The 14,440-nt window shown below is 63.7% G+C and carries 14 protein-coding genes; 8 read left to right on the top strand and 6 right to left on the bottom strand.

The window, feature by feature from the left end; genetic code table 11:
- Positions 1 to 27 precede the first annotated feature (27 nt).
- The 7 genes from hemE to ACFWEM_RS10395 all read left to right on the top strand — a co-directional run bounded on the left by hemE (position 28) and on the right by ACFWEM_RS10395 (position 7,294).
- Positions 28 to 1,125 carry a uroporphyrinogen decarboxylase gene (gene hemE, locus ACFWEM_RS10425; protein WP_378533326.1) on the top strand — a complete coding sequence of 366 codons (1,098 nt, stop codon included), beginning with the start codon at positions 28 to 30 and terminating at the stop codon, positions 1,123 to 1,125.
- On the top strand, positions 1,122 to 2,483 hold the full coding sequence (locus tag ACFWEM_RS10420; protein WP_378533324.1) for a protoporphyrinogen oxidase: 1,362 nt from the start codon (positions 1,122 to 1,124) through the stop codon (positions 2,481 to 2,483). The genes hemE and ACFWEM_RS10420 overlap by 4 nt, the downstream gene beginning before the upstream one ends.
- Before the next feature lie 4 nt (positions 2,484 to 2,487).
- Positions 2,488 to 3,183: a hydrogen peroxide-dependent heme synthase gene (gene hemQ, locus ACFWEM_RS10415; RefSeq protein ID WP_019748269.1), complete on the top strand. Its 696-nt coding sequence runs from the start codon at positions 2,488 to 2,490 to the stop codon at positions 3,181 to 3,183.
- A 54-nt stretch (positions 3,184 to 3,237) separates the two neighbouring features.
- Positions 3,238 to 5,514, top strand: a complete 2,277-nt coding sequence (locus tag ACFWEM_RS10410; RefSeq protein WP_378534525.1) for a molybdopterin guanine dinucleotide-containing S/N-oxide reductase — start codon at positions 3,238 to 3,240, stop codon at positions 5,512 to 5,514.
- An 82-nt stretch (positions 5,515 to 5,596) separates the two neighbouring features.
- Complete coding sequence (locus ACFWEM_RS10405) at positions 5,597 to 6,070, top strand: YbaB/EbfC family nucleoid-associated protein (protein ID WP_378533322.1); 474 nt, start codon at positions 5,597 to 5,599, stop codon at positions 6,068 to 6,070.
- On the top strand, positions 6,063 to 6,374 hold the full coding sequence (locus ACFWEM_RS10400; protein ID WP_378533320.1) for a hypothetical protein: 312 nt from the start codon (positions 6,063 to 6,065) through the stop codon (positions 6,372 to 6,374). The genes ACFWEM_RS10405 and ACFWEM_RS10400 overlap by 8 nt, the downstream gene beginning before the upstream one ends.
- Entirely contained in the window at positions 6,374 to 7,294 is a 921-nt protein-coding gene (locus tag ACFWEM_RS10395; RefSeq protein ID WP_378533318.1) for a hypothetical protein, read from the top strand. Before ACFWEM_RS10400 ends, ACFWEM_RS10395 begins: the two co-directional genes overlap by 1 nt.
- Positions 7,295 to 7,350: 56 nt before the next feature.
- Here ACFWEM_RS10395 and msrB read toward each other — a convergent pair whose 3' ends face one another.
- From msrB to ACFWEM_RS10375, 4 genes are read right to left on the bottom strand one after another with little or no spacing between them, the layout of a single operon-like run.
- Entirely contained in the window at positions 7,351 to 7,782 is a 432-nt protein-coding gene (gene msrB / locus ACFWEM_RS10390; protein ID WP_378533315.1) for a peptide-methionine (R)-S-oxide reductase MsrB, read from the bottom strand.
- 9 nt (positions 7,783 to 7,791) lie between these two features.
- Positions 7,792 to 9,075, bottom strand: coding sequence for a glycosyltransferase family 87 protein (locus ACFWEM_RS10385; RefSeq protein ID WP_378533313.1), 1,284 nt, complete (start codon positions 9,073 to 9,075; stop codon positions 7,792 to 7,794).
- 60 nt (positions 9,076 to 9,135) lie between these two features.
- Positions 9,136 to 10,689, bottom strand: a complete 1,554-nt coding sequence (locus ACFWEM_RS10380; RefSeq protein ID WP_378533311.1) for an alpha/beta fold hydrolase — start codon at positions 10,687 to 10,689, stop codon at positions 9,136 to 9,138.
- Positions 10,690 to 10,708: 19 nt separating this feature from the next.
- Complete coding sequence (locus ACFWEM_RS10375; protein WP_378533309.1) at positions 10,709 to 11,458, bottom strand: pyrimidine reductase family protein; 750 nt, start codon at positions 11,456 to 11,458, stop codon at positions 10,709 to 10,711.
- A gap of 43 nt (positions 11,459 to 11,501) precedes the next feature.
- Between ACFWEM_RS10375 and zapE the strand changes: the two genes are divergently transcribed.
- Positions 11,502 to 12,518: a cell division protein ZapE gene (zapE, locus tag ACFWEM_RS10370; RefSeq protein ID WP_003942629.1), complete on the top strand. Its 1,017-nt coding sequence runs from the start codon at positions 11,502 to 11,504 to the stop codon at positions 12,516 to 12,518.
- 12 nt (positions 12,519 to 12,530) lie between these two features.
- On the opposite strand, the gene ACFWEM_RS10365 is transcribed toward zapE, so the two are convergent.
- Together ACFWEM_RS10365 and ACFWEM_RS10360 are read right to left on the bottom strand one after the other, a co-directional pair.
- Positions 12,531 to 13,064, bottom strand: a complete 534-nt coding sequence (locus ACFWEM_RS10365) for a GNAT family N-acetyltransferase (RefSeq protein ID WP_378533307.1) — start codon at positions 13,062 to 13,064, stop codon at positions 12,531 to 12,533.
- 67 nt (positions 13,065 to 13,131) lie between these two features.
- Positions 13,132 to 14,328: an MFS transporter gene (locus tag ACFWEM_RS10360; protein WP_378533305.1), complete on the bottom strand. Its 1,197-nt coding sequence runs from the start codon at positions 14,326 to 14,328 to the stop codon at positions 13,132 to 13,134.
- Positions 14,329 to 14,440: the final 112 nt, after the last annotated feature.

Raw genomic sequence — 14,440 nt, 5'->3', positions numbered from 1 at the left:
ACACGTTGGCGGAGAGCGCGAGGACTGATGAGCGGGTTGGACAACATGAATTCAGGCACCACCGGGTCGGCGGAATACAGCGCTCGGCGAGTTTTGCCCGACGCACCGTTGCTTGCCGCGGCGACCGGACGCACTCCGAGCCGACGGCCGGTGTGGTTCATGCGCCAGGCCGGGCGTTCGCTGCCGGAGTATCGCGAGATCCGCGCGGGGATCGGCATGTTGGAATCATGTTTCGATCCGGCACTGGTCTGTGAGATCACGATGCAGCCGGTGCGCCGTCACGACGTGGACGCGGCAATCCTGTTCTCGGACATCGTTGTTCCGCTCAAAGCCGCGGGAATCGATCTCGACATCGTTGCCGGCGTCGGACCGGTGGTTGCCAATCCGGTTCGCTCCGTCGCCGACGTCGCAGCACTCCCGCGTCTGGTCCCCGAAGAGGTAGGCGCAATCGCGCAGGCAGTTCGGCTTCTCACCGCCGAGTTGGGCTCGACTCCGCTGATCGGTTTTGCCGGAGCGCCGTTCACGTTGGCGTCGTATCTGGTCGAGGGCGGTCCGAGCCGGAACCACGAGAAGACCAAAGCGCTCATGCACTCCGACCCGAAGACCTGGCACGCGTTGCTCGGAAGCTTGGCGGACACCACGATCTGCTTCCTGCAAGCGCAGCTCAAGGCAGGTGTCGACGCAGTCCAGTTGTTCGACTCGTGGGCCGGCGCACTCTCGCTGGCCGACTACCGGGAATTTGTTCTCCCGCATTCCGAGCGCGTATTCGCCGAGGTTGCCGCTGCCGGCGTTCCGCGCATCCACTTCGGAGTCGGAACCGGTGAACTCCTCGGCGCGATGGGGGAGGCCGGCGCCGACGTCGTGGGTGTCGACTGGCGGATCCCGCTCGACGTCGCGGCAGGTCGTGTCGGTCCGGGCAAGGCACTGCAGGGCAATCTCGATCCCGCGGTCCTGTTCGCGGGCCCCGAGGTGATCGATCGCGAAGTACGACGGATCGCCGCCGAAGGGGATCGCGCGATTGAAGCCGGTGCCATCGGCCACATCTTCAACCTCGGCCACGGAGTTCTTCCCGACACCGATCCCACGGCGATCACCGCGGCGGTGGAGCTGGTGCACTCGCTGTGACGACCACTGGGCCGTCGGTCGCGGTGATCGGAGGCGGAATCTCCGGTCTGGTTGCCGCGTACCGGCTTCGGCGCAGTCTGGGTTCCGATGCCGACATCACGGTCGTCGACGACTCACCGCGACTGGGCGGGAAGCTGCGAACAGTTGATCTGGGCGGCGGACCGATCGACATCGGTGCCGAGGCGTTCATCGCCCGTCGGCCCGAGGTTCCCGCGCTTCTCGCCGAGCTGGGATTGACCGATCAGATCGTCTATCCCGCGGGGTTGAGCCCGTTGATCTGGTCTCAGGGATCACTGAATCGGTTGCCCACCGGAACCCTGATGGGAATTCCGGCGTCGGCGGAGTCGGTGCGAGATATTGTCGACGAGCAGACCCTGGCGCGCATAGCGGCCGAGCCGGCCATCCCGTTCGAGTGGACTCGCGGTTCCGATTGCAGTGTTGCCGAACTGGTTTCGCAGCGATTCGGTGATCAGGTGGTCAGTCGATCGGTGGATCCGCTTCTGGGCGGGGTGTACTCGGGGCTGGCGGAGACCATCGGCGTCCGCGCAGCATTGCCGACGCTCGCTGCGGCGCTCGATGCCGGGGCTCAAAGCCTCACGGATGCAGTCGCGGCTGCGTTGCCGACCCCTGCACCCGGACCGGTGTTCGGAGCGCTCAGGGACGGTTACGGCGTCCTGCTCGATGCGCTACGGGAGGCCGCCGACGCGACTTTCGTCCGCGGCGAGGCCTCGGGGTTACGCCGGGACGGGACGGGTTGGCACGTCAATCCGCTCGGCAGCGTCGACGCGGTGATTCTGGCGGTCCCGGCGCCGCGTGCAGCGACGCTGTTGGCCGGAGTTGATCCGAAGATCGCGAGGATCGCTGCGCGGATCGAACTGGCGTCGTCCGCGGTGGTGGCGCTCCGGCTGTCCGGGCAGGTCGATCTTCCGCAGAATTCGGGGATTCTTGTTGCCACCGACGCCGACCTGACCGCCAAGGCGTTCACGTTGTCGAGTCGGAAATGGACGCACCTCGCTGATCGCGGCGAGCATCTCGTTCGGGTGTCGTTCGGCCGATTCGGTGCATCGGAGATCGTCGACCGGCCGGATGGGGAACTGATCGAACTCGCGCGGGCCGATCTCGAGGTCGTGACCGCAATCACCGAGGAGCCGAGAGCAAGCTTCGTCCAGCGGTGGCACGGAGGCCTTCCGCAGTACGCCCCAGGTCACACGGAAATCGTGGCTGAAATCGAGTCCGAGATGACGCAGTTCGACGGTCTCGAAGTGGCTGGGTCGTGGCTGCACGGTGTCGGGGTTCCGGCGTGTGTCGCAGTCGGCACGACGGCGGCTACACGGATATTCGAGCGAGTGGCACGATAGACCCATGGCACGCCTTGATTTCGACAAACTGAACTCTGAAATCCGTTACCTCATGTTCTCCGTGTTCCAGGTGGAACCCGGTGTGCTGGGCGATGATCGGGAAGCTGCGGTCAAGGACGCCCGCTTGTTCTTCGAGGGTCTCGAAGACAAGGGCGTCGTGGTTCGCGGCATCTACGACGTCGCCGGCTTGCGCGCCGACGCGGACTTCATGATCTGGACCCACGCGGCCAGCATCGAGGAGCTGCAGGCCGCGTACGCGGATTTCCGTCGCACCACGGTCCTCGGACAGGCGAGTGCTCCGATCTGGAGCAACTCGGCGGTGCACCGCCCCGCGGAGTTCAACAAGAGCCACGTGCCCTCCTTCATCGCGGGTGAGGATCCGGGCGACTACATCTGCGTCTACCCGTTCGTCCGCTCGTACGAGTGGTACCTGCTCCCCGACGAGGAGCGTCGCAAGATGCTCGCCGATCACGGTATGGCTGCTCGTTCGTACAAGGACGTTCGCGCCAACACGGTCCCGGCCTTCGCGCTGGGGGACTACGAGTGGATTCTTGCGTTCGAAGCGCCGGAGCTCATCCGTATCGTCGATCTGATGCGCGATCTGCGTGCCACCGAAGCTCGCTTGCACGTTCGCGAAGAGGTGCCGTTCTTCACGGGGCCGCGCGTGGACATCGAGAAGCTGGTCCTTTCCCTTCCCTGACCTACTTCGAAGGTAGTTTCTGTGACAACTGCACCGAACCGGCGTCGTCAACACATGTCCCATTGGGGAATGTTCACCGCCGAGTCGGTCGCCGGCGAGGTGACCGCAGTGCATCCGTACGAGGGTGATTCGAACCCTTCGCCGATGCTCGGTAACCTCGCCGGTTCGGTGCGCAGTCGAGCTCGCGTTGCCGGCCCGGCGGTGCGCCGAGGTTGGCTCGAGAACGGACCGGGTCCCAGCGACCAACGTGGAGCGGACGAATTCGTCTCGGTCTCCTGGGACGAGCTGACAGAACTGCTCTCCCGTGAACTGCGCCGCGTGGTCGACACACATGGAAACAACGCGATCTTCGGTGGCTCGTACGGTTGGGCCAGCGCCGGTCGATTCCATCACGCGCAGAGCCAAGTTCACCGATTTCTGAATCAGCTGGGCGGATACACCAAGTCGGTCCACAGCTACTCGCTCGGTGCCACCGGCGTCATCATGCCGCGTGTGGTCGGAACGCACTGGAAGTTGTTCGCGCGCTCCACGTCGTGGGACGTCATCGCGGAGCATTCCGATCTCCTCGTCTCGTTCGGGGGAGTGCCGATCAAGAACACCGGAGTCAATGCCGGTGGTACGAGCGATCATCCGACGCTCGGGGCGCTCAACGCGTTTCGGGCCCGCGGCGGAAAGATCGTCTCGTTCAGTCCGCTGCGTGACGACGTCGATGGCGACTGCGAGTGGATCGCACCCGTTCCGGGCACCGACGTGGCAATCATGCTTGCCCTGGCGTTTGTCCTGGCGTCGGAGAACCTGCACGATCGCGAATTCCTGGGCCGCTTCTGTGTCGGCTACGAACGCTTCGAGGAGTACCTGCTCGGACGGACGGACGGAGTCCCGAAAGATCCCCGCTGGGCCCAGGAGATCTCCGGAGTTTCTGCCGAGTTCATCACCGACCTAGCTCGGAGAATGGCGTCTGGCCGGACGCTGGTGACCGTCACGTGGTCGTTGCAACGCATCAAACACGGTGAGCAGGCGCCGTGGATGGGCGTGACACTCGCAGCGATGCTCGGCCAGTTCGGTCTTCCGGGTGGCGGTTTCGGGCACGGCTACGGTTCGATGAACGAACCCGGTCTAGCCCCGGTCCCGTACCCGTTGCCGACATTTTCCCAAGGTCTGAATCCGGTGTCGGATTTCATACCGGTAGCCGCGATTTCCGATCTGCTGCTCTCGCCCGGGGAGGAGTTCGACTACGACGGCCGACGCCTGACCTATCCCGACATCCGGTTGGTCTACTGGGCCGGTGGCAATCCCTTCCATCACCATCAAGATCTCCCGCGGCTGCGACGCGCGTTTGCACGGCCGGACACGATCGTCGTTCACGATCCGTACTGGACGCCGATGGCTCGCAGCGCCGACATCGTTGTCCCGTCGACCACCTCGCTCGAACGAAATGACCTGAGCTGCACTCGGAACGACCCGCTTCTGGTTGCGATGCAGCAGGTCGTTCCACCTTTCGAGAACTCGCGTGACGATTACGACACGTTTGCCGATCTGGCTTCTGCGCTCGGATTCGGGGAACAGTTCACCGAGGGGCGATCCTCACAGGAGTGGATCGAGCACCTCTACGATCAATGGCGGCCGTTTGTCGATGCAGACGGCGGCAACACACCGACGTTCGAGGATTTCTGGGCAGACGGGCACTACCGGATGCGAACCGAAGACAACCTCGTGCTCTTCGGCGACTTCCGCGAGGATCCCGAGAAGTATCCGCTCTCGACTCCCTGTGGGAAGATCGAGATCTTCTCCGAGACCATCGAGTCCTTCGGCTACGACGACTGCTCCGGGCATCCGCGCTGGTACGAGCCCGACGAATGGTTGGGTGGCCCGCGTGCCTCGCAGTTTCCGCTTCACCTGATCGCCAACCAGCCCAAGTCGCGGCTGCACAGCCAACTCGATCACGGCGCTGCGAGCCAGGCGTCGAAGATTCAGGGACGCGAGCCAATTCGTATGCACCCCGATGCAGCGGCCGCGCGCGGCGTGTCGGCCGGAGACGTGGTGCGCGTGTTCAACGATCGTGGGGCGTGCCTTGCTGGTGTGATCGTCGATTCGGATTTGCGGAGCGATGTCGTCCAGCTGTCCACCGGTGCGTGGTACGACCCGCTCGATCCTGCCGATCCCGACGCCATGTGTGTGCACGGAAATCCCAACGTTCTGACACCGGACATCGGTACGTCCTCGCTCTCGCACGGCTGCACCGGCCAGCACGTTCTGGTGCAGATCGAGAAATTCGACGGGGCCCTGCCGCCGGTCAAGGCGTTCGATCCGCCGGTGCTTCGTTCGCGCTGACGGAACCGATCGGCCACCTCTCGCGTCGAACCTCGTGAGCGCCTGAATCAGGTGTCACGATCTATCGAAGGTGGGGGCCATCGTGAGTGCAGCGGATGTTGGTTCGATGCGGGGGCAAGTCGAAGTTCTTCGGGCCCAGATCGATTCGATGCAGGACGTTCTGTCGGAGCGAACGCGATCGCTGGCGGACTTGCAGGAGAGGATCGCTCGATCCGCGGCGAGCGCGCGTTCGAGTGACGGCTGCGTCGAAATCGTCGTGGACGCTTCGGGGGCAATTGTGGGAGTTACCCTCTCGGGGAGTTCTTACGGCAAGCATTCGCCGGCAGCGTTGGGGAATCTGATTCTGGATACGGCCACCTCTGCGGCAGAAGACATGCGCCGACAGGTTGCCGAGATGACGAAGCCGTTCACGGAGGCGGCCACAATCGACTTGCCGGACCTGGTTCCGGGTGTGCTCGGATTGCGCGAGATTCTCGAGCCTCGTCCGAGCTCCACACCGGTCACCGGCGACGAACACTGGGACCGCACCGTTCTGAGGAGCTCCGGCAATGTCTGAACTAGGTGTGGACGTGGCCGCGATGAAGAGTGCTGCACCAGCCTTCGCGGTGGTCGCTGCCGATCTCGACGAGGCTCGGAGCGCTCTCGACGCAGTGGTCGCCGCCGAAGAGGGTTGCTGGGGAGGCGACGAGTTCGGAACCACTTTCTCGGGCGCATATCTTCCCGGTTCGGCGTCAGCGGTTGGTGGGATGTCGCTGGTCGCGGGCGCGATGCGCGAATTGACCGCCACGCTGATCGAGATTGCCGATCGTTTCGAATCGATCGACTCCTCGCTCGCCGACGACATGGCGGGTGGGCTCTGATGGGACTCGAGATTCCGGGCTGGTTACAGGCGGTTGCGTCGGTCGCGGTAGGCAGCGACTGGCCGCAAGGAGACGAAACGGCACTGTGGCGATTGGGTGATGCCTGGTCAGGTGCGGCCGATCAAATCGAGGCTTCGGCCGCTGCCGGTGGTTACGGATTGCAGGCCGTACTGGCATCGATCGACGGTCAAGCCGGCGACTCGTTGTCTCGGTATTGGTCGGAGGCCGGTGGAGTTGCGGAGGTCTTCGAGCGGTTGTCCTCTGCTGCAGCCGAACTGGGTCAGTCGTGCACCGACACAGGCACGGACATCGAGTACACCAAACTGTCGATCCTCGCGGCGCTGAGCGCACTGGCGCTCGAGATTGCCGCCATGGTGGCGGCCGCTGTCCCGACGTTGGGTGTCAGTACCGCCGGAGTCGTGGCGGCGGAGGTGGCAACAACTCTCACGGTCCGAATGTTGTTGCAGCAATTATTGATACGAGTGATCGAGGCTGCGGCAGTGGAGGCTGCGGCAGGCGTCTTCTCCGGTCTCGCCATTCAACTGGGTCAGATGTCGATGGATCACCGCCAGTCGATCGACGGTGGCAAGGTCGTGACCGAAGGGCGCGACGGTTTCATCAAGGGGCTCGCGAACGCAGGATTGAAGACGACGCCGGATCGTGTCGGGCCGGACCCGAACCCGCTTCCGATCGGTTCGAGGTTGCAGGAGATCGCGCGAGGCGCCTTCGACGACGCGGTCTCGGGAGCGTCCGCTGCGATCGTGACGAAGGAGGTCACGGGCGGCGACGCCTCACTGACGGACATCACTTCCGGCGCGATCGGTGGCGGGATCGGTTCCGTCAAAGACGGTCTTGTCGCTCGCAACGAGGACCTGAATGCGACCGGTCTGAGCCCGACTGCGCTGAACTGGGACTTCTGAGTCGAAGTCTCGAACCGTGGGCTACTCCCGTACCACGGGGGTAGCCCACGGACTGCTTACTCAGCAGGCTTGAGAACCAGCGAGATCGAGTTGATGCAGTACCGCTGATCGGTCGGCGTCGGGTATCCCTCACCCTCGAAGACGTGGCCCAGGTGGCTGTGGCACTTCTTGCAGATCACCTCGACGCGTCGCATCCCGAGGCTCACGTCTTCCTTCAGGATGACGGCGTCGGAGTTTGCGGGATCGAAGAACGACGGCCACCCGCAATGTGATTCGAACTTCTCCGTGCTGCGGAAAAGTTCGGCGCCGCACGCGCGGCAGGAGTACACACCTTCGGTGGTGGTGTCGGTGTATTCGCCCACGCCGGGCCGTTCGGTGCCGGCTTGCCGCAGAACCGCGAACTCCTCCGGCGTCAATTTTTCGCGCCACTCGCTCTCGGTGTACGTGACCTCAGGTGTGCTGTCGATGCCATCGTGTGAAGAACTCATGCCTCCACGCTAATGCTTTGTCGCCGTTTCGGCTTCGCCGGCAGGTGAGACGGCTGCGAGCGGGGGATCGAGGAGGTAGGCGGGATCGATTCCGCGATCCAAGCGACCTTCGCGACGCGCGACCAGATACCGGTAGCCGAGGACACAGAAGATCACGATCAGCAGGAGGCTCCAGCCGAGGGTGCTCTTGGTGTATTCGGCGGCCCGACCGAACGTCGGCCAGCGGTTCGACCACCAACTGTCGAAAGTCATGAAGCCGTAGACGGCGAGCCAGGCCGGCCAGTTCCGCATGACCGAGTTCTTGAGCACCACGGACATCAGGAGCGGGAGCAGCATCATCGAGTAGTACATCTGGCCGAGTGAGGGCAGCAGGAACGATGCGGTCATGATCACACCGGTTGCGGTGGTGAGGAAGAAGAGTTCGTCGTTGCGGTAGTAGCGGTACAGAAGCCACAGAGAGACGGCGACCATGGCGGCCAACACGACGCGCAGCAGCAGGATCAACCATTCGGGCAGACCGAAGTAAGCGCCGTTTCCGACAATCGAACTGTTGAAGTAGTCACGCGATTCGAGAAGGTACGGCACGGTGCGGCGGACGAAGTCCATCGGATCCGACGCCAGTGGCCACGCCACGACGGTGAGAATGAACGGGATGCCCAGGGCGGTGACGAACACCTTCCACTGGCCGCGAACGAGTGGCAGCAGGAGCAGCGGCGCGAGAGTGGGTTTCACTGCGATGGTGAGCCCGATCGCGGCGCCGGCCCACAGATCCTTCTTGCGCATCAGCAGCAGGAGGAAGGCAATTTCGCCGAGCAGCACGAGCCCGTTGATGTTGGTGAACACCAATGTGTTGGTGACCGTCTCCGACATGAAAGCGCCGAGCACGAGAATCGGCGCGGCAATGGAACTGATCGTCAGGTCGAACAGGCGCAACAGCAGGTAGAGGGCCACGAGGATGGCGACGGCATTGACACCGATGAACAGCCACCGCGAACGCTCGGGATCGAGGATGGCCAGGGGCGCCATCAACAACGAACCCGATGGTGGGTACAGGTAATGGGGGTCTACCGAGTTGAAATCTGCGGTGTAGACGTCACGCCCGTTCCAGAACGCCAGCGCGGCGTTGTAGACCGGTCGGAAGTCATCGGTAATGGCGCCGTTGACTGCTGTGACGATGACACGATTGAGCACGGTCATCACGGCGATCGGCCACAAAACGAAGTTGACGACTTGTTGGGTTGTCCGCCCGGTACGCGGCTCGAGCTGTCGAAGGAACACTTCGGCACGGTACACCGGAGCAGGGTGTGATCGGGGGATGCACCCCTTTTCGGTCGTGGTGGACAAGCGCCCGAGTCAGGCCGGACACACGCTTCCGTTGCTGGGCAGGGAGGCGTCGCCGAGGTAGAGGCGCATCGCCTGTTGAGTGCACGTGGATTGCGCCGCGGGATGACCCGCACCCTGCCAGTCCAGGGTTGCGAAGCGCGACCCTGCGTTAGTCACGACGCCGGTGACGGTCGAGAGTCCGGAGTTCCCGACGGCCGGGTCACCCTGACCGCTCAGTACGAGGACGGCGGGCTTCAACTGGTTGGGCAGGGGAGAGTTGGCGGTCGACGGCCAGCTGGCGCATGCGAGCAATCCGAGCGCGGCGTCTCGACCGAATACCGGATAGTTGGTGCCCCACGTGTCCGCCAGTTCGCGGACACGCCCGATCCCCGGCCACTGCACACCGTCGGTGCACCGTCCGATGAACTGGCCGTCGCCGTCCACCTCGTTCTCCGCCCGGGCGGCGCGCTCCCGAATCGGTGAAGCGTTTCCGGTACCGAGCGCGGTCAGAGCGTCGGCGAGTGAGCGGGTTTCTTGCTCACGATTGGTTCCGGCTGTCCACAGGCTTGCCGAAATCGCGTTAGACACTGCTGCGGCGGACAGTGGTTGGAATTCATCGGCCCGAGCGCGTTCCATCAAGTCGGTGACCGCTTTTTTCGGATCCGGTCCGAGCGAGCACCCCAGCGCCACGCATCGCTGAGCGAACGCGGTCAATGCCGCTTCCTCGCCCTGCACGCGGCTCTCGGCTTCGGTGGCAGCGTCAGTGGCCACAGGAGCGGGAGAATCGAGGATCAATCTCGCGAGGTTGTTCGGGTGGGCTGCCGCATAGCTCAGCGCGATGTCCGAGCCGGACCCTGCCGACCACAGAGCGATGGTCTCGACGCCCCACCGTGTGCGCAACGCGTCGATGTCCTCGGCTGCGGAGTCGGCGCCGAACTTCAGTTCTTGGGGGTCGAGGTAGTCCGTGCAGGCAATGGTGGCGTCGTGACCGAGGGCCGCGACCGCATCGGCGGCGTCACCGGTGGTGTCCGAGTCGAATTGGCCCAGATCGTGAAGTCCGCGCCGAATTTCCGGCGTCATGCAGTCGATTGCGGTGGACCTGTCGATTCCGCGGCGATCGAGGGCAACCACGGGATGTTCGGCGAGAACCGTGTTCAAGCCGGATGCGGCGAGCATGGCGAGCGAGTTTCCCGACGAACGATCGGTGCCGGATGTGAACACGATCGGGTATGCGTCGGCAGGCGTCGACGACGTACGAGCGCGGGTCAACCCGGCCGTGAAGTTGCCGTCGATGGCGCCGGTCACGTCGATGGGGGCACTGAATTCGGCGCATTCGAGGATGACTCCGGCGCTCGACGCTGCGAGAGCCTGGTCGGCGAGTGACGTGCCGGTGCAGTCTCGCCACGGAATGTCGTCGGTCGGGACGCCAGGGACAGCCGGCGGCGCATCGGGCGACGGGCCCTCGCTCTGGGCCGGGCTGCCGTCGGTGCGGCCTTCGACCGCGACGGCGGGCCGAAGCGACGGTCCGGCGCCGCACGCACAACACGTCGCGAGGACGACGGCCATCAAAGCAACTCTGCGCATGCCGACCAGAGTGCCAGGTTCATCGACGTGGCTGCTGACGAACCCATCGAGTGAGGATCGTGCCGTCCGAATCGCCGAGGATGTGCGCGGGACGCATGGCTGTGGGCATTGCGTTGGGGGAGAGTGAGATTCGGTCGACTTTGCTACCCACCAGTTGAGGTGACGTGGTGACGCAGAGTTCGTCGACGGCATTGTCCTCGATCAACTGGCCGAAAAGTGACGGTCCGCCCTCGCACAGCACGCGACGGAGCTTGCGAACCGACAAGGCCCTGTCGATGTCGCCGCTGGTGACGTTCGGTGAGTCCGTCACCTCCACCTGCGCTCCGGCAGATCTCAGCGCCGAAATTGCCGCGGAGTCAGCGTCGCGACCGACAACAAGGATCGGTGGAACTTCGGTATCGCGAAGGAGTCGGCTTCCGGGGTCGATCGACGCGTGCGCCGAGACGACCAGGATCGGTGGCACCGGAGCAAGGCCGCCTGCCGTGCGTCGGGCCCGGGCTGCGTCCGAGATCTGCACACCCCCGTAGTTCTCGGCTCGCGCTGTGCCTGCGCCGACCACGACGACGTCACAGAGTTCGCGCAAGATCCCGAATACCGACTTGTCTGCAGGTGTGCCCAGTCCGCCGCTCACCCCGTCGACGGAGACGCACCCGTCGATGCTGGAAACGAAGTTCACACGCATCCAGGGTTGCGAGAGATTCTCCGGATAGGCGTACAGGCTGCGGAGCTCGTCTTCGTGGCCTGGTGTGAAGTAGGTCGCAATATCCATACGGTGCACATGAGAGATCACATCACGTAGATACCCTTGACGGATGCATGAACGTCTTGTCGATCGCAGCCCGGTGGTACCCGCCGATCAACTGGTAGCTCAAATGGTGCCTCCCGCAATGTTCGACGAGGTGAGTTTTGCGTCCTACATTCCTGATCCGAAGGAACCGAGCCAGGCAGCTGCCGTTGCCAAGGCCGAGGAATTCTCCAAGCGCGTCACCAAGATCCGTAGTGGTGGACGCCGTGGATTGTTCGGGAAGAAGACCCAGGCGACCGGCGCCGGCCTGTACCTCGACGGTGGATTCGGTGTCGGTAAGACGCACTTGCTGGCATCGATCTTCCACAGCGTTCCGTCGCCGAAGGCGTTCGGAACCTTCGTCGAGCTGACACACGTCGTCGGTGCTCTCGGCTTCAACAAGGCTGTCGAAGCGCTCGCCGACCACAGCGTGCTCTGCATCGACGAATTCGAGCTCGACGATCCGGGCGACACCATGCTCGTCTCCCGCCTCCTCTCGGAGCTTTCCGCGCGCGGCGTGTCCATCGTCGCGACGTCGAACACGCTTCCCGGCCAGCTCGGTGAGGGTCGCTTCGCCGCTCAGGACTTCCTGCGTGAGATCAAGAAGCTCGGCTCGATCTTCGAGACGATTCGCGTCGACGGCCCCGACTACCGTCACCGTGACCTCCCGCCCGCACCGGAGCCCATCTCGTCGGAGGAATTGGTTTCTCGGGCCGACGCCATCGACGGTGCCACGCTCGACAACTTCGACGAGCTGTGCAAGCACCTCAGCACCCTGCATCCGTCGCGGTACAACAAGCTGGTCGAGGGTGTGAAGGCCGTCTTCATCGACGGCGTCCACCCCGCAACGGATCAGTCGGTTGCACTGCGCATCGTGGTTCTCGCCGACCGCTTGTACGACGCGAGTATCCCGGTCACCGTCTCCGGCGCACGCCTCGACGAGATCTTCACTCCCGAGATGCTCGCCGGCGGGTACAAGAAGAAGTACCTGCGCGCGACCTCGCGTCTGCTCGCACTTTCTCGTTTCGAGGTCGCGGCCGGCTGATCGGCACGCCCGTCAGCTGACGGGGCGCTCCATCACGAAATCGTGGTGGAGTTGTGCGCCCACGAGGAAAGTCTTCGTGCCGACCTGGGTGAAACCGTGCTTGGTGTAGAACTTCTGGGCACGCAGATTCTCCTGATTGACACCAAGCCAGATTCCGGCACTTCCGCTGCGTCGTGCGTGGTCGACGACGGCGTCCATCAAGGATGCTGCCGCGCCGGTCCCGTGGTTACCCGGAAGCACGTACAACTTGCTCAGTTCTGTCGTCGGGCGGAGAGTCACAGCAGCTTTGACGTCCGGGTCGGAGGGCTCGTCGTCGACAAGCATCGCGTAGCCGACGATCGAACCGTCGCGAATGACCTTGAGAACGGTTCGCGTCGGATCGGTGAGGTACTCGGAGAACTTGTCGACGGAGAGAACGTTGTCGATGAAGGCGCTGATGTCGTCGTCCGACGCGTTCGGCGGACACGCCAATGGAAATGTCACCGCTGCCACGTCGGCGATTGCTTCGGAATCCCAGATTCCGGCCCGGTCAACGGTGATCGTCACGTCAGTTTCTACCTCTCGCGCACACAATTCGGTCGATCAAGTACACCACTTTGCACGGGCGCAGTGCTCACGCGGCGTTCTCGGTGACCGGACTCGTGGCTCGTTTCGGCGCGAACGCGGGAGCAAGAACTATCAAGATCGCGCAGAACGCCAGCGGAATCAGGAACCCGATTCGAAGGTCACTGAACGCAGCGACTGCGCCGACGATGCCACCACCGACCACGGTGCCGACGTAGTTGAAGAGGTTGATGCGTGCGATCACCGCGTCGACCTGATCCGGGGGAGCCATCCGGCCGGCGGCGCTGAAGCAGATCGGAGCGATCACCGGTACCCCGAGTCCGACGATGAGGAAACCGGCGATGGCAACGGCGGGAGATTGCGCGAGCACAACGACTGTCATCCCGACTACGCCGATGAGAGAGCCGATCCGCACGACGGTGGTCTCACCGAACTTGCCGACCCAGTAGTCGCCGGTCAGTCGTGCGACCAGTGCCGCGATTTGGTACGCCGCCACGGACAGGGCAGCGGTCCCGGCGTCGGCGAGCAGTTCGTCCTTGACGTAGAGAGTCGACCAGTTTCCGACGCTGAAGTCGACCGCGTAGAACAAAGCCATCGCGACGCCGAGGAGGACAAAGGCGCGGGTAGGGACGGTGAACTTCGCGGTGCTCGTGATGTTTGCATCGGCAACCGGAGACTCGGACCGATCCAGCAGTTGCGGGCCGAAGGCCAGAAGCATCAGTCCGACAACAACTCCCGCGATCACCTGCGTCACGCGGATCGAAATGTCGAGACTTGCGGTTGCCGAGATGAAGAGAGCGCCGACAATCGCTCCGACGCTCCAGGAAGCATGGAACGAGGAGAGGATGAACCGGCCCTTGGCGTGTTGGATCGAGACCGCCTGCATGTTGGCGGCCGCGTCGACCATGCCGAGTCCGATGCCGTAGATCGCCAGGAAGACGAAGAACATCGCCGCGTTGGGCGCAATACCCGTTGCCCCGCCGAAGACTGCGATGACGGCGAGTCCGGTTCGCAGAGTCATCTTGCTCGACGTCCGTACCGCCAGCATCTCGGCGAGCACGCTGCCGAGTCCGGCGATGACGGACACAGTGACAACCGCACCCACCACCAGCGTCTCGCTCAGCTCGAACAAGTCCTTGTACTGCGGAAGCTGCGTCAGAATGGCGGCGAGCAGAAATCCTTGAAGTCCGAAGGCCACCGAAGTGGCGATCCGGGCCCTCGTCAGGGTGCGGGTGTTATCCGTCATCAAGCAGGGCCTTTGTCTCGTTCGTTCGGTTAGGCCGAACGGTACTGGATCTTGATACTGGTCGAGTGTCCAACAAAGCTGCGTGTTTTGCACGGTTCTTTGATTAACTGAC

Source organism: Rhodococcus sp. NPDC060176, assembly GCF_042728675.1.
In the GTDB taxonomy this organism is placed as follows: Bacteria; Actinomycetota; Actinomycetes; order Mycobacteriales; family Mycobacteriaceae; genus Rhodococcus_F.
This window is presented reverse-complemented; position numbering and strand designations above follow the sequence as displayed.